22 protein-coding genes are annotated in these 20408 nt (G+C 69.3%); 16 read left to right on the forward strand and 6 right to left on the reverse strand.

The window, feature by feature from the left end; genetic code table 11:
• Positions 1–184 precede the first annotated feature (184 nt).
• The 11 genes from ACIGXO_RS31270 (at position 185) to ACIGXO_RS31320 (ending at position 11030) form a co-directional block, all read left to right on the forward strand.
• On the forward strand, positions 185–1321 hold the full coding sequence (locus ACIGXO_RS31270) for a cupin domain-containing protein (protein WP_399793584.1): 1137 nt from the start codon (positions 185–187) through the stop codon (positions 1319–1321).
• The gene (locus ACIGXO_RS31275) at positions 1321–2097 is read left to right on the forward strand and encodes an alpha/beta fold hydrolase (protein ID WP_399793586.1); all 777 of its coding nucleotides are present in this window, start codon (positions 1321–1323) and stop codon (positions 2095–2097) included. Before ACIGXO_RS31270 ends, ACIGXO_RS31275 begins: the two co-directional genes overlap by 1 nt.
• Positions 2082–2885 (forward strand): SDR family NAD(P)-dependent oxidoreductase, encoded by an 804-nt coding sequence (locus ACIGXO_RS31280; RefSeq protein WP_399793588.1) that lies wholly within the window; start codon positions 2082–2084, stop codon positions 2883–2885. Before ACIGXO_RS31275 ends, ACIGXO_RS31280 begins: the two co-directional genes overlap by 16 nt.
• Positions 2882–3664, forward strand: coding sequence for an HpcH/HpaI aldolase/citrate lyase family protein (locus ACIGXO_RS31285; RefSeq protein WP_399793590.1), 783 nt, complete (start codon positions 2882–2884; stop codon positions 3662–3664). Before ACIGXO_RS31280 ends, ACIGXO_RS31285 begins: the two co-directional genes overlap by 4 nt.
• A gap of 121 nt (positions 3665–3785) precedes the next feature.
• Positions 3786–5132 (forward strand): MFS transporter, encoded by a 1347-nt coding sequence (locus tag ACIGXO_RS31290; protein ID WP_399793592.1) that lies wholly within the window; start codon positions 3786–3788, stop codon positions 5130–5132.
• Positions 5133–5194: 62 nt separating this feature from the next.
• Positions 5195–6193, forward strand: coding sequence for an ester cyclase (locus ACIGXO_RS31295; RefSeq protein ID WP_399793594.1), 999 nt, complete (start codon positions 5195–5197; stop codon positions 6191–6193).
• A gap of 795 nt (positions 6194–6988) precedes the next feature.
• Positions 6989–7567 (forward strand): RNA polymerase sigma factor, encoded by a 579-nt coding sequence (locus tag ACIGXO_RS31300; protein WP_399793597.1) that lies wholly within the window; start codon positions 6989–6991, stop codon positions 7565–7567.
• Entirely contained in the window at positions 7564–8358 is a 795-nt protein-coding gene (locus ACIGXO_RS31305; RefSeq protein WP_399793599.1) for a hypothetical protein, read from the forward strand. The genes ACIGXO_RS31300 and ACIGXO_RS31305 overlap by 4 nt, the downstream gene beginning before the upstream one ends.
• A gap of 220 nt (positions 8359–8578) precedes the next feature.
• Positions 8579–9244: an ANTAR domain-containing protein gene (locus tag ACIGXO_RS31310; protein ID WP_399793601.1), complete on the forward strand. Its 666-nt coding sequence runs from the start codon at positions 8579–8581 to the stop codon at positions 9242–9244.
• A gap of 60 nt (positions 9245–9304) precedes the next feature.
• Complete coding sequence (locus ACIGXO_RS31315) at positions 9305–10057, forward strand: ANTAR domain-containing protein (RefSeq protein ID WP_399793603.1); 753 nt, start codon at positions 9305–9307, stop codon at positions 10055–10057.
• 634 nt (positions 10058–10691) lie between these two features.
• Positions 10692–11030, forward strand: a complete 339-nt coding sequence (locus tag ACIGXO_RS31320) for a MerR family transcriptional regulator (RefSeq protein WP_399793605.1) — start codon at positions 10692–10694, stop codon at positions 11028–11030.
• A gap of 122 nt (positions 11031–11152) precedes the next feature.
• Here ACIGXO_RS31320 and ACIGXO_RS31325 read toward each other — a convergent pair whose 3' ends face one another.
• Complete coding sequence (locus ACIGXO_RS31325) at positions 11153–11809, reverse strand: type III effector protein (RefSeq protein WP_399793607.1); 657 nt, start codon at positions 11807–11809, stop codon at positions 11153–11155.
• A gap of 195 nt (positions 11810–12004) precedes the next feature.
• Here ACIGXO_RS31325 and ACIGXO_RS31330 point away from each other — a divergent pair, with 195 nt between their 5' ends.
• From ACIGXO_RS31330 to ACIGXO_RS31340, 3 genes are all read left to right on the forward strand, one after another.
• Positions 12005–12445, forward strand: coding sequence for an Hsp20/alpha crystallin family protein (locus ACIGXO_RS31330; protein ID WP_399793609.1), 441 nt, complete (start codon positions 12005–12007; stop codon positions 12443–12445).
• A gap of 245 nt (positions 12446–12690) precedes the next feature.
• A complete protein-coding gene (locus ACIGXO_RS31335; protein ID WP_399793610.1) occupies positions 12691–13110 on the forward strand; it encodes a DUF2267 domain-containing protein in 420 nt (139 codons plus the stop codon).
• A 160-nt stretch (positions 13111–13270) separates the two neighbouring features.
• Positions 13271–13705: a DUF2267 domain-containing protein gene (locus tag ACIGXO_RS31340; protein WP_399793612.1), complete on the forward strand. Its 435-nt coding sequence runs from the start codon at positions 13271–13273 to the stop codon at positions 13703–13705.
• A gap of 97 nt (positions 13706–13802) precedes the next feature.
• On the opposite strand, the gene ACIGXO_RS31345 is transcribed toward ACIGXO_RS31340, so the two are convergent.
• Positions 13803–14024 (reverse strand): hypothetical protein, encoded by a 222-nt coding sequence (locus ACIGXO_RS31345; RefSeq protein ID WP_399793614.1) that lies wholly within the window; start codon positions 14022–14024, stop codon positions 13803–13805.
• Positions 14025–14202: 178 nt separating this feature from the next.
• The gene (locus ACIGXO_RS31350) at positions 14203–15012 is read right to left on the reverse strand and encodes an anti-sigma factor antagonist (RefSeq protein ID WP_399793616.1); all 810 of its coding nucleotides are present in this window, start codon (positions 15010–15012) and stop codon (positions 14203–14205) included.
• Positions 15013–15139: 127 nt separating this feature from the next.
• On the opposite strand from ACIGXO_RS31350, the gene ACIGXO_RS31355 reads away from it, so the two are divergent.
• Positions 15140–15496, forward strand: coding sequence for a helix-turn-helix transcriptional regulator (locus tag ACIGXO_RS31355; RefSeq protein ID WP_399793618.1), 357 nt, complete (start codon positions 15140–15142; stop codon positions 15494–15496).
• A gap of 183 nt (positions 15497–15679) precedes the next feature.
• On the opposite strand, the gene ACIGXO_RS31360 is transcribed toward ACIGXO_RS31355, so the two are convergent.
• Entirely contained in the window at positions 15680–16144 is a 465-nt protein-coding gene (locus tag ACIGXO_RS31360) for a winged helix-turn-helix transcriptional regulator (protein WP_399793620.1), read from the reverse strand.
• Positions 16145–16396: 252 nt separating this feature from the next.
• Here ACIGXO_RS31360 and ACIGXO_RS31365 point away from each other — a divergent pair, with 252 nt between their 5' ends.
• The gene (locus ACIGXO_RS31365) at positions 16397–17599 is read left to right on the forward strand and encodes an MFS transporter (protein WP_399793740.1); all 1203 of its coding nucleotides are present in this window, start codon (positions 16397–16399) and stop codon (positions 17597–17599) included.
• A gap of 112 nt (positions 17600–17711) precedes the next feature.
• Here ACIGXO_RS31365 and ACIGXO_RS31370 read toward each other — a convergent pair whose 3' ends face one another.
• Positions 17712–18752 (reverse strand): vWA domain-containing protein, encoded by a 1041-nt coding sequence (locus tag ACIGXO_RS31370; protein ID WP_399793622.1) that lies wholly within the window; start codon positions 18750–18752, stop codon positions 17712–17714.
• Between the two features lie 233 nt (positions 18753–18985).
• Complete coding sequence (locus ACIGXO_RS31375; protein ID WP_399793742.1) at positions 18986–20095, reverse strand: MFS transporter; 1110 nt, start codon at positions 20093–20095, stop codon at positions 18986–18988.
• Between the last annotated feature and the right edge of the window lie 313 nt (positions 20096–20408).

The raw sequence follows: 20408 nt of genomic DNA on the forward strand, positions 1-20408 counted from the left end.
CGGTACGCCGTACTGCCCCGTAACGCTGTGAGTATACGTATGTACCCCTTCGGGCGGGCGGACGCCCCTGTACTCAGCTCCCCGAATCATACGTCTGCAAGCCATCCCGACCGACCTCTTGACAGTGCCGGAGCCGTGCCTGTCAGATCAATGCATACGTATTCCAGGCATGTGAGGAGTCACCGTGTCCGATGTCGTCGTGTCCACCGCGGAACTGGATCGCCGCACGATCCGCCGCAGCGATTTCGTCTCCTGCAACCAGGCGTTCATCGACTGCCGTACTCCGGGCTCGGACCGGAAGGAGAACTACGCGATGATCGGCCCCGGCGTCTCGCAGTCCTCCGGCCAGCACGTCAACCTCCGCCTGCCGCACGGCTTCCAGATCGGTGCGGCGGCCATGCCGCACGGCATCACGAACAATCTCCATCTGCACTACACCGCCGAGGTGTTCGTCTGCACCGAGGGCGAGTACCTGCTGCGCTGGGGCGCCGACGGCACCGAGGGCGAACTGCCGCTCCGGGCGGGCGATGTGGTCTCCGTACCCACCTGGATCTTCCGCGGCTTCACCAACACCGGCCCGGACGACGGCTGGCTGTTCACCCTGCTCGGCATGGACAACACCGGCGGCATCATCTGGGGCCCTTCGGTGCTGCGCGAGGCGGAGGGCCACGGCCTGTACCTCACTGCCGACAACAAACTCATCGACACGGTCGCCGGCGACGAGATCCCCGAGGGCACCGAGCTCACCGAGCCGATGGCGCAGGAGTACATCGACCAGCTGCGCCGCTACACCCCCGAGCAGATGAAGCGGCGCATCGCCGCCGCGGACGAACTGGTCTGGTCCGACCGCCCCTTCCTCGACAGCACGCTGCCGGGCGGCGGGGCGCGCCTGAGCTGCGTCATCGGGTACGGCATGACCGAGGACCCGCACCAGGAGCCCCGGATCTTCAACCCGCACGGACACAACGCCGCCTGGCTGCGTGCCGAGCCCGGCCAGGGCGTCTCGCCGCACCGCCAGCGCGAGACCCAGGCGCTGATCGTCAAGGACGGGCTCTGGGAAGTCACACTGAACCGCACCGACCCGGTCTCGGTGCGCCTCGGCCCGCGCGACATCCTCTCCGTTCCCCAGGACGCCTGGCGCGCCCTGCGGAACGTGGGTGACACCGAGGGCGACCTCCTGATCGTCAACGGTGGCGACGGCCGGGTACGCCTGGAGTGGGACGAGGAGGTGGTCAAGGCCGCGGCCGACGCCGGGCTGGGCATCGACCACAACGGCTACCTCGCCCCGTACGCACTGCTGCCCCGCTCCGCGCGACGCTGATGGCCGCCATACCAACGGACGGCGCGACCGGCCCGCTGCCACTCGTGCTGGTCCCGGGGATGCTGTGCGACCAGGACCTGTGGTCGGACGTCGCGTTCCCCGTGCGCCACCCGGTCCACCACGTCGCGCTGACACGGGCGGACATCGGCGAGCAGGCGCGGGACGTGCTGTCCGCCGTTCGCGGCCCGTTCGTCCTGGTGGGGCTCAGCCTCGGCGCGATCGTCGGCTTCGAGGTACTGCGCCGGGCGCCGGAACGGGTCGCGGGATTCTGCGCGATGTCGACCAACGCGGGCGCCCCTCGCCCCGAGCAGTACGCGGCCTGGCGCGCGATGGGGGAGCTGATCGCCGAGGGCCGGTTCGCGGAGGTCGTCGAGCGGACGCTGCCCGGCATGTACGACGTGCCCGCACCGCCCGCCGACCTGGCCGACCGCTACCGGAGCATGGCCCGCAGGACCGGCCCGGACGCCGCCCGCGCCCAGCTCGCGGCCCAGGCGACGCGCACGGACGCGCACGGAGCGCTCCGCACCGCCCGCTGTCCCACGACCGTCCTGTACGGCACCCGGGACGCGCTGTGCCCGCCGGACTTCCACCGCGCGATCGCCGAGGCCGCGCCGGGCGCCCGGCTGAGCGCGGTACCCGACGCCGGCCACCTGCTGCCGATCCAGCAGCCGGGTCCCGTCTCCGCCGCGGTACGCGACCTGCTCGCGGCGGCGCAACGCACCCGACCACCGCAGCCCACACCCTCCGAGGAGAACCCTCCATGCCCCGTCCCCTGAAGTTTCCCAGGCCCCCTGGTGAGGTGGCCGCACCACTGGGAGGACGTACCGCACTCGTCACCGGCGGCGGCAGCGGACTCGGGGCCGCCATCACACGTGCCCTGCTCGCCGATGGCGCCCGGGTGGTGATCACCGGCCGCAACGAGCGCACCCTTAAGGAAACCGCAACGCGACTCGGTCCGGACGTCACCCACCGGGTATGCGACGTGTCCGACCCCTCCGACGTGGCGGCGCTCGCCGAAAGCCTCGCCGACGAGGAGATCTCGATCCTCGTCAACAACGCCGGCATCGCCGGGCCGGTGGCCCCGCTGACCGACATCTCGGCGGACGACTGGGACGAGGTCTTCGGCATCAACGTCCGCGGTGTGTTCCTGATGTGCCGTGCCTTCCTGCCCGCCATGACGGAGCGGGGCGCGGGCGACGTCATCAACATCGCCTCGGTGTCGGGGAAGCGGCCACTGCTGCGGCGCACCCCCTACTGCGCGTCCAAGATGGCGGTCATCGGCCTCACCACCACACTGGCGGGCGAAGTGGGCCCGCTGGGCGTCACGGTGAACTCCCTCTCTCCCGGCCCCGTTTCGGGCCCGCGGATGGAGCGCAACTTCCGCCTGGAGGCGGCGCGGACCGGCAGCAGTTACCAGGAGGCCGAGGCCGCCTTCGTATCACGCTCGGCCCTCGGCCGGATGGTCACCGAGGACGAGGTGGGCGCGGCCGTGACGGCGATGCTGCGGATGCCGGGCCTGTGCGGGGCCGACATCGACCTCTCCGCGGGGATGGTGGCACGGTGACGGCCACAACGACGGGCCGCCGCTCCCTCAAACGGCGACTGGCAGCGGGCGAACGCCTCTACGGCGCACTGCTCCGCCTCCCATCGGAGACGCTGGTGGAGATGGCGGGGGTCGCCGGCCTCGACTACGTAGTCATCGACTGCGAGCACGGCCCGGCCGATATGACGGTGCTTCAGCACCACCTCACCGCGGCTGCCGCCCAGGGCATCGACGTACTCGTCCGCGTGGGCACCGCCGAGCCCGCACTCGCCCTGCGCTGCCTGGATCTGGGTGCCGCCGGCATCATCCATCCGCACATCGACAGTGCCGCGGACGCTCGGCGGGCGGTGGCGGCGGACCGCTATCCGCCGCTGGGGGAGCGGGGCTTCGCCACGTACAGCAGGGCGGGCCGCTTCGGTACGGTGACGGCCGCCGAGCACCTCGCCGCCGCGGAGGAGACCCTGGTCGTGGCGATGATCGAGACGGCGCGGGCCTGCGCCGCGGCCGCCGGGATCGCCGCGACCGAAGGCGTCGACGCGATCCTGGTCGGCCCGGCCGACCTGGCCGTGGACTGCGGATTCCCCGGAAAGGACGCCCTCGACAGGCTCATCGCCGCGGCTCACGGGGCAGCGCACGACGCGGGCCGCGCGGTCGTGTCCATCGTCCCCGACACGGCCGGTGCCAGGGCCGCCGAGCAGGCGGGCGCGCAGTTGGTGCTCTACAACATGGCGCAGGTCCTGATGGACACCTTCCGGACCCTCGCCACACCTCGCACCGAGGCCGCGCAGCACCACAGCTGACCCGCCTCTTATTACATACGTATGCACACGTTTCATGCGTATGTAAGCACCGCCCCCCCTGCCACCCCCCTGCCCCCCTGCCACCCCCCTGCCTCCCTCCCACCGCGCGAACGGAGAAGCCATGTCCGCTGTAGCGCCACCCACAGCCACCGGCGACAGAAACGCCACCACCCCTGAGAAGCGGAAGGAGATACGCCGGGCCATCGGCGCGGGAAGTATCGGCAACTTCGTCGAACAGTTCGACTACGGGCTCTACGGCTACCTGGCCCCGGTCCTCGCCCCCGCCTTCTTCCCGGGCAGCGACCCGGCGGTCGCGGTGCTGAGCACCTACGCACTCATCGCCATCGCGTGTCTCTTCCGCCCCCTGGGCGGCACCCTCGTCGGCCGCTGGGGAGACCGGGTGGGCCGCAAGAAGGCACTGCTGTGGACGATCGTCGTCATGGGCGTGACCACCGCCATGATCGGCGCACTGCCGACGTACCAGCAGATCGGCATCGCCGCACCGCTCCTCCTCCTGGTGATCCGCATCGTCCAGGGCATGGTCTCCGGCGGTGAGTACGTCGGAGCGGTGGCCTTCATCGTGGAGTGGGCCGAGCCCAGGAGACGCGCCTACTACGCCTCGTACGCCTCGAACAGCTGCTTCTTCGGCATCCTCGCGGGAGCCGGCACCGCCGCCCTGACCAGCGCGGTGTTCGAGGGACCGGCCCTGAACTCCTACGGCTGGCGCATCCCCTTCCTCCTCGCACTGCCACTGAGCGCGGTCGGGGTCTGGCTGCGCAAGCGCATCGAGGAGACGCCCGAGTTCGTCCGCGCCACGGAGGACGGCACCCAGGTCGTCAAGGCACCCATCCGCGAGGCGCTCCGCTCCCAGCTGCGGCCGATGCTGGTCTTCTGCGGCGTCTCGGTGATGCTGGCGATCCTCTCCTACAGCTGGGTCACCTTCTACCCGGAGTACCTGACGGGGACGCTGGGCCTGCCGCGCTGGATGGCGCTGACATCCAACGCGATCTCCGTCGCGGTCCTCATCCCACTGCTGCCGCTCGCCGGCATGCTCTCGGACCGGATCGGCCGCAAGCCGATGCTGATCATGGGTGCCCTCGCCTGTATCACCCTGGTCCCCCTGGCCTTCTTCGTCGGCGAACAGGGCACGTTCGGCGCCGCGATCGCCAGCCAGCTCATCTACATCATTCCGGAGTTCTTCCTGACCGGCATCGTCACGGTCTGCGCCGCAGAGCTCTTCGCGACTCGCACCCGGTTCAGTGCCAGTGCCATCGCGTACAACAGCTCGTTCTCCGTCTTCATGGGCATCACCCCGTTCGTCGCGGCCCTGCTGGTCACCAGCTTCGGCACGATCTATGCCGTGTGGGTCTACCTCGCCGCGGCGGCGGTACTGGCCCTGGTCGTGGTCAGTGCCTTCATGACGGAGACGTACCGAAGCCACCTCGGCGAGGACAAGTTCGCCCGTTGACCGACCGCACCGATCGCACTGACCGCTGTCCCTCACCTCATTCAAAGGAAAAGGAATCTCTCATGCCGCTGGACCCCGTCGCGTACCTCCCCTACCAGGACCCGGACGACTTCATCCGTGAGGTCACCGACCGCATCTGGGTCGACCGGGACGTGTCGTACATCGTCGACAACTACGAGCCGGACTCCATCGTCCACGCGAGCCTCGGCACCGTCGTGGGCCGCGACGGTGTGATCGAGGGCAGCACGATGCGGATGGGCAGCACACCGCAGCACATCGGCCAGGCCGAGGACGTGGTGTGGGAGGCGCGTGGCAACGACGCCTTCCTCAGCTCGCACCTGGTCTTCTCCGCCGACGAACACCTCGTGGACGGCAAGAACGTCCGCATCCGCAAGCGCACGGTCGCCAACTGCCTCTACCGCAGGGGACGGATGGTCGAGGAGTGGGTCGTCCGCGACGAGCTCGCCGACTGCCTGCAGCGCGGCGCCGACCCGGACGAGGCGGCCCGCGCCCTGCGCTTCCAGGGCTACACCGGTTCGATGCTGGAGGCGCCGCCGAAGGACGTACTCCTCGAAGGCGTCAGCGGCCCCCGCCCCGACGACTTCCGGCCCGAGTGCGAAATGGTCCTCGAATTCATCGACGAGGTGTGGACCCGGCGCCGGCTGCAGAAGGTCAACGACTTCATGGTGCGGGACTTCTTCCTGCACACGATCGGCGACCGCACCGTCATCCGCCCCGACCGCTACCAGGCCGACCTGCTGTCGACCGTCGCGCCGTTCCCCGACGCGCGGTTCGAAGTGCGGGACATACAGACCAACTACGCCGAGCGTTACGCCGGGCTCCGGGTGGCCGTGCTGTGGACCATGCACGGCACCTACCGCGGCACCCCCACGTTCGGCCCCCTGACGGACCAGCCGGTCACCGTGCTCGGAGTGTCCCAGTTCCTGATCCAGAACGGCCGCATCGTACGGGAGTTCCGCGTCTACGACGAGATAGCCCTGCGGGCCCAGATCAACAGCACCCGCGGTGACGGCCCCGCAGTCGAAGCCAACATCTACTGACCCGGCCTTGCTGCCGACCGGGAGGGGTTCCCGACGCCCGGGAGCCCCTCCCATGCCCGCGGCGGAACGGCCCTTGTCGCTGTGCGGGACGACAGGCCCTCCTGGAGTTCGCAGGTCACCGCCTCGGGATTGTGCCGACTCGGTTGACACCTCTCATCGATCCCTCCGGCTCGGGCACAGGGTGCGCCTTCGGCCTGCTCCTCGCGCTCATCGCCGGGTTCGCCTTCGGGCCCGCCGACGGTGTTCGCTCGTCTCTGAATGCGTCACGGTACGTCCGCCGGCGCGTATCCATGACGCCTTCGAGTTCGCCCGCGTGTGCGATTCCACGTGCACGTGCTGGAGTCGCGCGTCGCTGGGTGCGTACCGGCGCGAAGCGCGGAGCGGTGGCGCGCGACTTCGTGCCGTGCGCCGGTTGCATCTGTGACGCATGAGGCTCCTGTGGCTCTCAACGAGCACTATGGATAACGGATGTGCATGTTCCGAAAGATTTTGCAGATGCGCGTGAACATTCGGCTGCTCTTTCCGATTGGCTGAGGAGCGAGGGCTACAACGGCCTTGGGTGCCAACGGGGGTGGGCACTCTCCAGCGTCCTGGAGGGACACCAAACGTGGATCTTGAAATGGCCGCCCACGTGATGACGTGGGCAGTCACGGCAAGGGTGATCGCGGCCGACGCGTGCACGGCAGGACGGCGCCTGCTGGGAGCCAGTGTGCGCATCGGAGCCGCCCACATCGCCGCCCAGCAGCAGGACCGCGCCCGCAGGGTGGCGCAGCGGCAGCCGGGGGAGGGCTCCAAGTGACCGACCGGCCCGATCCCTGGGGCGGCTCCGCCGCCAACGGCGACCGCTTCTCCGCCGTACTCCCGCTGGACTTCACGGCATTCTTCCTGCTGCACCACAAGGCGTTCCTGCGCTTCGCCCACCTGCAGCTGGACAGCCGCACGGCGGCCGAGGACGTCGTCGAGGAGGCGTTCGCCGAGCTCGCCGACACCTGGCACGAGGTACTGCGCCAGCCCAGCGTGGAGGCGTACGCGATGGCCACCCTCAAGGAGGTCATCGACCGGCGCCTGGCCGCCAAAGGGCGCGAAGTGCCCTTCGTCGCCACCGCGGCCTTCGCCGCGGTCCGCGACGCCTCCCGAGTCCGCCTGAACGCACTCGAGTCGAACCTGGGCCTGTACACGGCGATCGCCCGACTGCCCGAACGCCACTACGACGTCATCGTGCTGCGCTTCGTACTCGGCTACCCGCCCAAGGAGGTCGCCCAGATCATGGGCATCTCTCCCGCCACCGTCCGTTCGCACATCCACGGAGCGCGCCGCCGCCTCGCCCGCTACCTGGGATTCGACTGGGAACCGACCGAGGAGGAAAAGGTATGAGCCGGAAGAACAACCTCCCGGCCATCGACCGGGCCCTCGCACAGGCCGAGGTCTTGGCCGGAGAATACGACGACTACGACGCGCAGGCCGCGCTGAACCGTATCGCCCGCCGCGTGGTCTGGCGCAAGGCCGCCGCCATGGAGCACCGCGCCCACCGGGCCCGGCACTCCAACGGCCGCCCGGAGGACCGCGAAGCGCCCAGTACCGCGATGGCCGCCCTGCACGCCCGCGCCGCCGCCCACCTCGGCTCGCTCTCCTCCCGTGTGGTCCGCGACCCGGCGGCCATCGCCGCGATGGCGCTGCTCGTCGACGACCCGGCCCGCATCGAACCGGCCGGTGCCCTCGCCTTCGCCTGCCTGCTCTACCTCGCCGACCGGCACGAAGCCGCCCAGTTCTGGTGGCAGTTCGCCGCCGGCGCCGACTCCGCCACCGCCGCCCGCTGCCTGTACCTGCACCACTTGCAGCTCGCCGAGCCCGAATCCGCCCTGTACTGGCACCACCAGGCCCAAGCCCTGTACGACAAAGAGACCGACCCGATGCTCACCGAGCGCCCCACCCTGCTCGCCCCCGCCCCGGACCTGCTGATCACCGCAGGGCAGCTCGACGTCCTCGTCGAAGTCAAGCGCTGCACCCGGCAGCACCGCGCCTACGAAGCCCGATGGTGGGTCTTCACCACCTCCCTCACCGACGCGGTGCTCCGCCTGGAGACCGACTCCGACGAGGACTTCGGCGCCATCCCCAAGCCCGACCCGGACCTGGCCGCCGAACTCGAGGACGCCACCACATCGTAGGAACGACCGTCCGGCGACTGTCCGGGCGACCGTCCGGGGCCGGGCACGTACTCTGCCGGCCCCGGACGGACCCTTCGATGTTCCTGTTCCCGCCCGGCGGGATCTGTTCTTGCCCAAGACGGGTTTCCTGGCGGCGGCCGGGGCGTAGGCTGCCGGAACGGAATGGTCGTCTTGGGGAATCGGTCCGCGCTTGGTGCGGCAGGCTCACTCGGTGGGGCAGATGTCTGTTCAGGAACTGCTCGACGGCCTGGAGTGGGCCGTCGTCAAGGGGAAGCACCGCGGGTGGGCGGTGCAGTGCGCGCACGCGCTGGGGCTGGGCGGGATCGCGGTCTCCATACGACGCGGCGCGGAGCTGGTGTGGTTCAGCGATGACATCAGCGCACAGCTGGAGGACGCCCAGTTCACCTTGGGTCAGGGACCCGGGCTGACGGCGGACTTCACAGCGGGGCCCTGCCAGGTCACGGACCTGGAGGCGGGCGGCCGGTGGCCGCATTTCGCCGCCGAAGCCCAGGCATTGGGTGTGCGGGCGGTGTTCGTGTGGCCGGTACGGTCCGGAGCGGCCCGGTTCGGGACCCTGACCGGATACCGCACGGCACCGGGGCCGCTGACCGCCAAGCAGGCGTCGGACGGGCTGCGGGTGGCCGACGCACTGGCCGGCCGACTGCTGGCCTGGCGGCCGGATACCGATGGCTCGCCCCACGGGCCGAGGATCGCCGGCGCGATCGACCTGCACCGGGCCGAGGTGCACCAGGCCACCGGCGTACTCAGCTACCGGCTCGGGATTCCGATGGAGGAGGCCCTGGTCCGGCTGCGCGCCCGGGCGTTCGCCACCGGTCGGCCCCTGACCGACACAGCCCGCGAGATCCTTCGGGAGCTGCCCTCGTGAATGGCTGCACCGTACGGCCGGGCCGCCGCGGCCCGCACCTGAGCATCCAGGAGTAAGGCCATGACCAGGGAAGAAAAGATCGCCCGGACTTTCGTGGAACTCGCCGACACCCTTGTCGCGGACTTCGACGTCATCGACTTCCTGCAGCAGCTCACCGTCCGCTGCCGCGACATCTTCGCCGTCACCGACGCCGCGGTCGTGCTGGCCTACCCCGGACCGCAGCTGTACAGTCCGGCGCCCTGCGATCCCAGCCCCGCCCTGACCCGCGTACTGGACCTGGCCCTGCGGGAAGGCCCTGCCCTGGACGCCTACCGCACCGCCACCACCATCACCCCCGGCGAGCTCGCCACCGCCCCCACCGCCTGGGACGACTTCACCGCCCAAGCCCGCGAAGCCGGCTATGCCTACGCCTGCGCCGTACCGCTGCGGCTGCGCAAGGAGGTGCTCGGCAGCCTGCTGCTCCTGCGCACCACCGACAGCCCCCTGCCTGCTGAGGACCTCTCCGTGGCGCAGGCGTTCGCCGACGCGGCCACCATCGGCCTGCTCCACGCCCGCACCCTCCAGCACGCCGACGCCGTCAACGAACAGCTCCACACCGCCCTGCACAGCCGCATCCTCATCGAGCAGGCCAAAGGCTTCCTCGCGGCCCACCGCAACATCTCCCTCCAGGACGCCTTCAACGCCATGCGCCGCTACGCCCGCCACCACTGCCTCCTGCTGACCGCCGTCGCCCAACACGTCATCACCACCGGCGAACTCTCCGGGCCGCCGTCCGCTCCGCGCCACCCGGCCGAGGGCGCCTCCTCCGAGTGAGTGCCGGCGTGCGGTGCGTACAGGTTCCGGTGCTGTCGGTGCAGTTTTCCAGTGCCGGTCACTGACAGAAATCGGCATCACTCGATTGCAGGAAATCTGTCATGGCGAGGGTAGACATGGGCCGGGCGCCGGGGTTACCGTTTTGCCTGTAGCCACGAGGTCGAATGAAGCGCGGCAGCGGACGAACTGCCGCGCACGCAGGTCAGAAGAACAACGGCACGGCAGCGGAGCGAGGGAGCCGGAAGGCAAGCAGGGTTCCGTCGCTGGCTGCCGGGCCGGCGGCCCATCAGGGGCCGCGAAGCAGTACCGCATGTTCCAGCAGTACGAACAAGCGGGAGGAACCAGCAGTACGTACCAGAAGTCAGGAAAGAAGGAGGCAGACGCCATCAGGATCGCCCGGGCGAGGAAGCTTTACCGCCTGGGTACCGCAAGACCCCGGATTGGAAGGTGGTCCCCGGTCACGCATCCGCGATCCCCGCGCCTCCGGCCTCCCAGGCGGAGCCGCGGAATGAGAAGGCCGGCGCAGCTGTAAGCCGGCAGATGGTGTTCAAATCCCTCGGGGCCCTGGTGCCGTACGGCACCAGGGCCCCTCGACGTATGACGGCACAGAGACGTATGACCGCATGAGGTGCAGATGACAGCAGACAACCCGCTCGACCGTCTCGATGACGACGATTACCCCGCCTACACCATGGGACGGGCCGCCGAACTCCTCGGCACCACGCCCGCCTTCCTGCGGGCGATAGGCGAAGCACGGCTGATCACCCCGCTCCGTTCCGAGGGCGGCCACCGCCGCTACTCCCGCTACCAGCTGCGCATCGCCGCGCGCGCCCGCGAACTGGTCGACCAGGGCACCCCCATCGAGGCGGCCTGCCGCATCGTCGTCCTCGAAGACCAGCTCGAAGAAGCCCAGCGCATGAACGAGGAACTGCGCCACTCCGCCGCACAGTCGCACCGCTCCGCCGACGCCTGACACTGACTCCGGGACGCGAGCTGAGCGGGTAAGACCCTGGTGACGCGGCCACGCCGCCACGCCACTACGCCACTACGCCGCCACGCCGCCGCGCCGGCGGCCGGGCCGGCGGCCGGCCCGGCTCAGAGGGTGGGGCGCCGCTGATCGTTGCTCGTCTGCCGCAGGTCGTCGGTGTGGCGGGTGAGGGCGTCCACGCGGGCGGCGAGGCCGGGGTGGCCGGCGGTGAGGTGGTCGCGGGCGTCGGTCAGTGGGCCGAGGAGCGCGGCGACGTCGTGGTGGGCGAGGGCCCGGATGAGGGGCGTGCGGGCTTCGGCGGGCAGGTCGGTCAGGGCGGTGATCTCCCCGGCCAGCCGGCGCAGGTCGGCGGCGTTGCCGCGGGCCCAGGTGGTGACGGTGCGGTCGGCGGCGCGCTGATCGCGCGTGGCCTGGATCCGCTCTTCGCCGGTGGTGCCCGGCGCTCCCGGACGCAGGCGCAGGTAGCGACGTTCCGCGGACTGCCGGTTGGCGACCCCGAGGGGCTGGGCGAGGTCGGCCCAGCTGGCGCCGGCCTCCCGAGCGGTCTCGATCAGCCCAGTCTCCCAGCCGGCCAGCTGGTCCCGCAGCCGGCGCAGCTGCAGCAACGCGGCCAGCGCCTGTTCCGCACTCACCTCAGGGGCGGGCTGTCCGCCCGGCTGCGGTGCCTGGGCGGTGCGTACGGCTTCCTCGATCGCCTCCAGCGCCGCTTTGGCGGCGGCGAAGGAGGTGGGTGGCGACGCCGGTCCCTGGTCGTCTGCGGTCACGTCTGCTTTCGCGTCTCCGGTCACGTCTGCGTTCACCTCTGCGCTCGCCTCTGCGTTCATGAGTCACCTCCGCTCAAGGGCGTCACCCTTTCGGTGACATTCTCACTTGTCATCGTTTGGATGACATGCTACAAGAGAAGCAGGTAACAGCGCATGGGCATGAACAGCCCGAGCGAAAACGGAGGTGTTTTCCCGATGCTGATGCGCACCGATCCCTTCCGTGAGCTGGACCGGCTCACCCAGCAGCTCCTCGGCAACAACCTGTCCGGCACCTGGTCACGGCCCTCGGCGATGCCGATGGACGCCTACCGCGAAGGCGACGAGTACGTGATCGCCCTCGACCTGCCCGGCGTCGACCCCGAGGCGATCGACATCGATGTCGAGCGGAACATGCTCACCGTCAAGGCCGAGCGCCGCCCCGTCACCAAGAGTGACGAAGTCCAGATGGAGCTCTCGGAGCGTCCCCTGGGCGTCTTCTCCCGCCAGGTGATGCTGGCCGACACGCTGGACACCGAGCACATCAACGCCGACTACGACGCGGGCGTCCTCACCGTGCGTATCCCGATCGCCGAGCGCGCCAAGCCGCGCAAGATCTCCATCGGCAGAGGCTCGGGACACAAGGAGCTCCGCGGCTGACGCCGATCCTCGACGGCACAGAGGAAGTCCACAGAGGACGGTCACAAAGGAAGATCACAGAGGACGGTCACTGAGGACGGTCACTGAGGAAGGAGGTGTGCGGCCTGGAGGACACCTCACCTCGCGGTGGCGGAGGGCGGGCTGATCTCCCCCTCGAACCCCGACCCTCCCGGCCCTCCGCCGCCTCACGACCCACGCACGTACGACGTACGGACCGATGAACGGAAGAGGGGATCGCGGTGGTCATGCAGCGGGAAGCGTTCCTGGACCAGGTACAGGAACGTGGTGAGTACCCGACCCGTACGGAAGCCGACCGAGCGGCGCGCATCGTCCTGGCGCTGCTGGGCGCGCACTTGGTGGGAGAGGTGCGGGCCGAGCTGGCCGCCCGGCTCCCGGAGACCTTCGCCCTGATCCTGCTGAACCCACTGCAGGCCGCCGAGCCCCTCTCCGCGGAGCGGTTCGTACGCGCCACCGCGGCGTGGATCGAAGGGGCCACCGAGCAGACCGCGACCTGGGACATCGGCGCCGTACTCAGCGTCGCCGCGGATGCGGCCGGCGAGGAGCTCACCCAGCGCATACTGCTCCAGCTCCCCCCGGGCTACGACCTCCTCTTCGGCCGCCCCCAGGAGACCACCGCCGCCGAACACAGCCCACCCAACCGGTGAGCCGCCCTGTCCGCCGTCGGCGATCCGTCCGTCGCCGGCGATCCATCGGCCCTCGGCGATCCGTCGCTCACTGGAGACCTGTCCGTCATCGGCGACCTGTCCGTCATCGCCCGACCGCCACCAGAGCAGCCCCCTTACCGAGAAAGGCACCTATCCACCGATGCACTCCCCCTCGCAGCAGACCGCGAGCACGCCGGCCCTGTCCTACACGCAGATGCTGGAGCGCGTCCGCTACGACGGCGCCTACCCCACCCGCGAACGAGCCGAAGAAGTCACCTCGGCCGTCCTGGCCGCACTCGGCCGCCGGCTCACCGGTGAGGAACGCGTCGAACTCGCCGCCCGCCTGCCCCGCCAGGCCGCGCAGATCTTCACCGCGCAGATACCCGAAACCGACTCCCTGACCGGCTGGCATTTCATCAAGGACCTCGCCGCCCACACGGGCGGCACCCTGGCCACCACGCGCTGGGACGCCGGTTCCGTCCTCGGCGTCGTCGCCCACCTGGCCGGTCCCGACCTGCTCGACCGCATCCTCGCCCAGCTGCCCTCCGGCTACGCCATCCTCTTCGGCCGCGCCGAACTGGTTCAGGCCGCCTGACAGACGCGCGGAAGCTCCCTTCGCCCCCGGTGGTGGACCGGGGGCGAACAGCGGGTCTCCCATAGCGGGCCCAGCGTGCTGTGCCGGGCCGGCGGTCCTACAGCTTGCTCATCTTGGCGTACGGACTCATGATCCGTTCTTGCGCCGAAGCGAAATCCACAAGCACCGCGATTCCGTCCTCGATGCCGATCACACGGCCGAGGCCGTACACGTCGTGTGTGACCCGGTCGCCCACGTCGAACTGCTTGAGAGGCTGCACCACCGGGGCCTTGAAGGGGCTCGTGGGCAAATGTCGCTTCACTGCGGCTGGCTTTGTCATTGCCACCAGTATGCGCCTGATCCGCCCGGTGAACAGCTTTCCGGGCCTGCTGCTCCTCGTCCGGGTGCGGCACGTCCCGGCGATGAGGCCCCCGACCACAGGTCGGGGGCCTCTCGCGTGCCACATGCAACCGGCTGGAGCCGGCGCCGAATTGAGGACAGTGACGAATCGCGGACAGCTAGCAATCGGGCTGGACGCTGAGCGGTTCCGGCGCGGCGTCCTGCAGGTCGTCCGGTGGTCCGGGCTGCGGGGGCGGCGCTACGGGTGCTCTCCTGGCCTTGGCGACGGCGGCCGTGAGCTGTTCCTGAATGGCCGGGGGCAAGGCGGCGCCCTGAACCGTATTCACCAGGTCTCCGGCCAGGCGGTACAGCTTGGTATTGGTGTTCTGTGAGGTCGTGACCAGCACCTCCCAGGCCGCCTCGGGGCTCAGGTTGAAGGAGGCCATCAGCATGCCGCGGGCCATGTCGATGGTCGGCCGGGTCCGCATGGCCCGCCGCAGTTGAGCGACCAGGGCATGCAGGTCCTGGTCGGTTTCCTTGGGCGGGCCCGGGTCGTGGGCGGTAGAGGATGTCATGTGCTTGTCGTCCGGGTTCGGGGGCGTGAACAGGTTCTGGGTGCTGGTCAGATCGAGCAGCCGCTCGACCGCGGGGCTGCTGCAGCGGAGAATGACGGTCTTCCCCTGTTCCAGGGCTCTCTGGCGCAGGATGAGCAGGAGGTTGAGACCGGAACAGTCGCAGAATTCGACTTTGTGCAGGTCCAGATCGACACCGCGGGCCGATCTGCTGAGGGCTTGACGCAGGTAGGACCGGAGCCAGTGGGCGGCGTCGAGGTCGAGGTCTCCCTGGATCGTTGCGATCACCCGATCGCCGTCCGGCAGCACGTCGATCGCCGCCAGGAACGGCGGGGCCGCCGCCATCGGAAGGCAGCTCTGCTCGCGCCCGGAGCCCTGTCCGATGGGGGACTGCTCAGAGTACGCAGGCTCCGGCATGGTCTCTCCCTCGTCTCTGCCTACGGACCGGTCCCAGGCTGTCGCCCTGGCCCACACACGTCAACTAATACCTGAAAAAGAGTACGTGTTTTTGAAAGCGTGCATGTCCGGTCGCTAAAGTGGAGAGATGGATGGAGTGCCCGAGCCCTACACCGGATGGACGTTCATCACCAACCATGCGCGAGTGCTGGCGGCCATCGCCGACAACCACAGCGCCCGCATCCGTGACATCGCGGCGTACTGCCGCCTCACCGAACGCGCCGTCCAGAAGATCATCGCCGACCTGGAGCGGGACGGTTATCTCTCTCACACCCGGGAGGGACGTACCAACCTGTATCGCATCGATCCCAGCAGGGTGCTGCGCCACCCGGCCGAAGCCGGTCTGACAGTGGCCTCCCTGCTCTCCCTGCTCATCCAGGATGAAGCCGACCGCACCACGCCCGTCGCCTCCGACAACAGTAGCCGGACGCACGCCAGGGCTTGAGTCCCCCTTCCCAAGGACGCTATGTGGAGCAGGAGTTGCATGAGCGGCAACTCCTCACTCGCTCCCGGGACGGCGACTCCTCCGCCGTTCCGGTCGCAGCGGCAACGGTGCCCTGACCCCGCACCGCAGCGTCTCTGACTCACATCCCTGTGTCGACTCGCATCCCCGTGCCTCCGGATCGGATCACTGGGTGGCGACCTTCTGGACGGTCTTCTGGACGGTGGTGTCGTCGGGGTCCAGCCGCCGACCGTCCGCAGACAGCACTTCCAGTGCGCGGAGGCGTTGTCCCGCTCGGCGGTCGACCAGCTCCGAGTGCGGTTCATCGGAGGCGAAGAAGTGCTGTTCGCCCCACTGCCGCAGCGCCACGATGACGGGGAAGAGCGCCTTGCCCTTCGGAGTCAGCACGTACTCGCGGTAGGCGCTGCCGTCCGAGGCGGGGACGGATTCGAGGACGCCACCGGCGACGAGGGTGCGCAGCCGCGCGGTGAGGATGTTCTTCGCCACGCCGAGGCTGCGCTGGAACTCCCCGAAGCGCCGGCTTCCGTCGAAGGCGTCCCGCACGATCAGCAGGGACCACCAGTCGCCGATCGCGTCCACCGACCGGGCGACGGGACATTCGCTGTCGTCGAAGCGCGTTCTGGTCACCATGGCGTCCTCACTCTCACACTGGTTGCAACATGCTACCAACCAAGGCTACCGTCGCCCTCATTATTGGTGGCAAGATGAAACCAGATGTACGGGGGAGTGGGAGTGCCCATGTCCGGCAACGGCGAGGCTGCGGCATCACATACCGAGGCACCACATACCGAGACGCCGCATACCGATGCGCCACGGGGGGAGACGCCGGGGACCGAGTCGCCACAGACCAACGCCCGCAGCAGCAGTGAAGGTTCCGCGTTCATCCTCACCCGTGGCATCGTCATACTCTTCGCCGTCGCCTGCGGGGCCGCGGTGGCCAACGTCTACTTCTCCCAGCCGCTTCTGGTGACCATGGGCCACGACCTCGGCATGAGCCCGGCACTTGTCGGCAGCGTGGTCACCCTCACGCATGTCGGCTACGGCCTGGGACTCTTCTTCCTCGTGCCGTTGGGCGACGTGGCCGACCGCCGACGACTCATCGTGGCCCAACTGCTGCTACTGGTAATGGCGTTGGGTGTCGTGGCCGCCGCCCGCACGGCGGCGATGCTGCTCGCGGGCATGGCCGCGACGGGGCTACTCGCGGTCGTCACGCAGACGCTGGTGGCCTTCGCGGCATCGCTGGCCCCGAGTGCCGGGCGCGGACGGGTCGTCGGCCTGGTCACCAGCGGCGTGGTCATCGGCATCCTGCTCGCCCGCACCGCATCCGGCCTCCTGGCCGATCTCGCCGGCTGGCGTTCCGTCTACCTCGCCTCGGCATCGCTCACCGCACTGCTCGCCCTGATCCTGTACCGAGTACTGCCGCGCCACTGCGCCGCACCACCGACGACGACCCTGCGCTACGGACAACTCCTGCGCTCCACGATCGCCCTGTTCGCACGGGAACGACTGCTGCGGCTCCGGGCCCTGTTCGGACTGCTGATCTTCGCCGCGTTCAGCACCCTCTGGAGCAGCGTCGCGCTGCCGCTCAGCGCGGCCCCGTACTTCCTGCCCCACAGCGCGATCGGGGCGCTGGGACTGATCGGTGTCGCCGGCGCCCTGGCCGCGACCGCGGCGGGTCGTCTGAACGACCGCGGGCTCTCCCGGCGGACCACCGGCATCGCCCTGGCACTGCTCGCCGCCTCGTGGCTGCCCTTGGCCTTCACCCGCAGCTCGCTCTGGGCCCTGGTCGTCGGGGTGATCCTCCTCGACCTCGCCGTACAGGCGGTCCACGTCACCAACCAGACCCTGATCTACGCACTGCACCCGGACGCGGGCAGCCGGCTGATCGGCGGATACATGGTCTTCTACTCGATCGGCAGCGCCACCGGCGCCATCGCCGCGACCTCCCTCTACACACTGGCCGGCTGGGGCGCCGTATGCGCACTGGGCGCCGCGTTCAGCTGCGTTGGGCTCGCACTGTGGGCGTGCACTCGCCACAACACCCCGGACCCCACCGCGAAGGCGCCCGCGCGCAATGAAACGTGAGCGCTGCCTGTACTCGAGTATTTGAGTACTTGGGTACTCGAAGGGAGCCCCGCCGGCAGGACCGGCGGGGCTGGTTGTGAGACGTCAGCTCAGCGGGGCTGGTTACGCCACGTCAGATCATCAGCAGCAACCGCGTGTTCGGTACCAGCTTCCGATTCACGCTGGTGCTCTGCACGAAGATCGTGAAGTCGTCGTTGTGGTCCGGCTTGACGCGGACTTCCGCATCCGGCAGGCCGAGCAGAGCTCGGGCCTGCGGCCCCGTGTACACCCGGTCCGTCTTCTTCTCCAGCACCGCGATCTGCTTCCGTGCCTGGACCTTCTCCGACTTGCTCAGCTGGTAGAACGCACAACCGGTGCGGTAAGTGTGCCCGCATTCGATGACCCACTCGCGTATCGCCGCCGCGCGGGCCACCGGGATCAGCTGGTACTCCGACGGCTTCACCGGAGTGAGGCCGGCTGCCTTGATGGTGTCCTTGTTGACCGCGTCCGCACCCGTGGAGAACACCGCTCGCGATCCGCGGATGCCCTGGGCGCGACCCACCATGAAGTTCTCGGTGGCCTGCTGGATGACCTGCCCGGCCTCCTCCAGGCCCTGGGTGCTCGTGGCGTCCCAGATGGCGATGTTGTCCTTCGGGAAACCGCACTGCATGGCCTCGCGCTTGCCCATCTGGTCGGGCACGAGGACGGCCAGCGTCCAGTTGTCCTCCTGCGTCTGGCTCATCGTGGCCACGGCCTGCACCAGCTCCCGCGGATTGGTGGCAGGGGCGTCCGGGCAGCGGTGGCTTGCGTTCTCCTGGCCGTCGGTCAGCACGAACGTCAGGAAGCTGTGGTCTCCGTACAGTTGAGCCGTCTGCGCCAGCTCCCGCTGCGACTTCAGCGTGGCCGCCAGCAGAGCCGTCATCCCACCGACCCGGTACAACTGCTTCAGCGACGGCATCCGCAGCACGTCCTTGTCGTAGATGACGCACTCCACCTTGTCGGCGAAGACGTACACCGTGACGCGGGTCTCCTGGTCCAACTCCTTCGAACGCCGGGCCAGATAGGCAATCTGCTGGTCAGCGACCTCGACGACCTTGCGGCTCAGGTGTGACATGGACGAACTGGCATCCAAGACCAGAGCAACGTGGTTGATGTAGTTCTGGGTACCGGACATGACTGCTCCCCCTCTTCCCACTGGATGCTCCTAGCCTCTCACCCACCACTGACAATCGATCTTGAACGAGGCGCGCCGGGGCAGCACCGGGAGCGCGACGCATCAGGGCCCCTCCACCCAATTCGGTTGGCCGGCGTCGCCCGAGGTCTTCCTGCTGCCGCGGCCAGGCCGAGATCGGCGGCGAAGCCGAATCCGGCGTCCACGGCTTCGTCTTCTTCCCCACTCCGTTGCCGTCACGGCCGGGGGCGATGCCGCCCGCTGAACAGCACCGCACAGGCCGTGGTGGTGAGCAGCCCGCCGGCGAGGAAAGCGGCCCGTACGTCGACTAGTGCGAGGAGCAGTCCCCCGAGCGCGGCGCCGGCTGCGATACCAGCGTTGTAGGAGGCGGAGTTCGCCGCGAGGGCGATGTCCGTACGGCCTGGTGCACAGTGCAGCATCTCGTTCTGGGTGGCCATGAACACCGGTCCGAGTGCGCCGCCCATCAGCACCAGGAACACCACCGCTGCCACCGGGTCGGTGCCGGCCGCGTACAGGCCGAGCAGGCTCCCAGCCTGCGCAGCCACGGCTGTGGCCAGGGTCGCGTGCGGAAAGCGGTCGAGCAGTGCCCCGGTGAGGGCCACTCCGGCCAGACAGGGGAGTCCGAAAGCCACGAGCAGGGCGTTGACCGTGTCCGGGGAGAACCCGCTCACGTCGCCCAGAAACTTCACGAGGTAGGTGAATCCTGTGAATGCCCCGGTGGCGGACAGGGCACCGGCCACGAGCACGGTGGCGAACCGGCGAGCGTCGGGAGCGGTCCCGTAGGCGGCGCGTGCCTCTTCCGGGCGTGTGGTCGGCAGGAGAGCGGCGATCGTCACGAGGGAGACGATCCCCAGGCCCGCCAGCAGGGCGATAGGTACCTGCCAGGCGCTCTGCCGGCCCAGCCAGGTCCCGGCGGGCACACCGAGCACGAGGGCGAGCGACCCGGCGACGGACAGTGCCCCCACCACACGCCCCCGGACCTCGGGTGCGAACAGTCCGACCGCCACCGGACCCATCACGGCCCAGAACAGAGCCTGCGCCAGCGCGGTCAGCAGCCGCGCCCCAAGAAGCAGGGGATAAGAGGGAGACAGTGCCGCGACGAGACTGGAGACGACGAGTGCGGCCAGCAGGCCGGTGAGCACATGACGCCGGGGCAGCGACTGTGTGACGCGGGCGAGCGGCAGAGATGCCACGGCCACCGTCACGCCGTAACCGGTGACCAGAAGACCGACCGCGGACACGGACACCGCTATGTCCTCGGAGATCAGTTCTAGGAGGCCGACCGGCAGGTTCTCTGCGGTGTTGAAGGTGAAGGCGGCCAGCATCAGAGCCAGGAGCACCGCCCATCGGCGCCATGGAGCCGACGGTCCAGTGCTCCTACGGTCCTGACCCGCCCCCACCCGTTGCTCTCGCTTCGTGGCACCGCTCATGGCGGTACCCCACCGGGACCGCCGGCATCGCCGCAACCGGATTCATACCGGGTTCGGATTCGCCCACGCGTAACGGTTCGCCACTGATGAGTGGTTCTGACACGGCTACTTATGGGTTCGCGATGACCTGTGCCTGCCGGGCGGTCGCTGGGCTGCGCCGACCGGCGCGAGTCAAGTCCCGACGCTCCCACCGCGTGCCTGTGGTGGT

Source organism: Streptomyces sp. NPDC053542 (assembly GCF_044544685.1).
GTDB lineage: Bacteria > Actinomycetota > Actinomycetes > Streptomycetales > Streptomycetaceae > Streptomyces.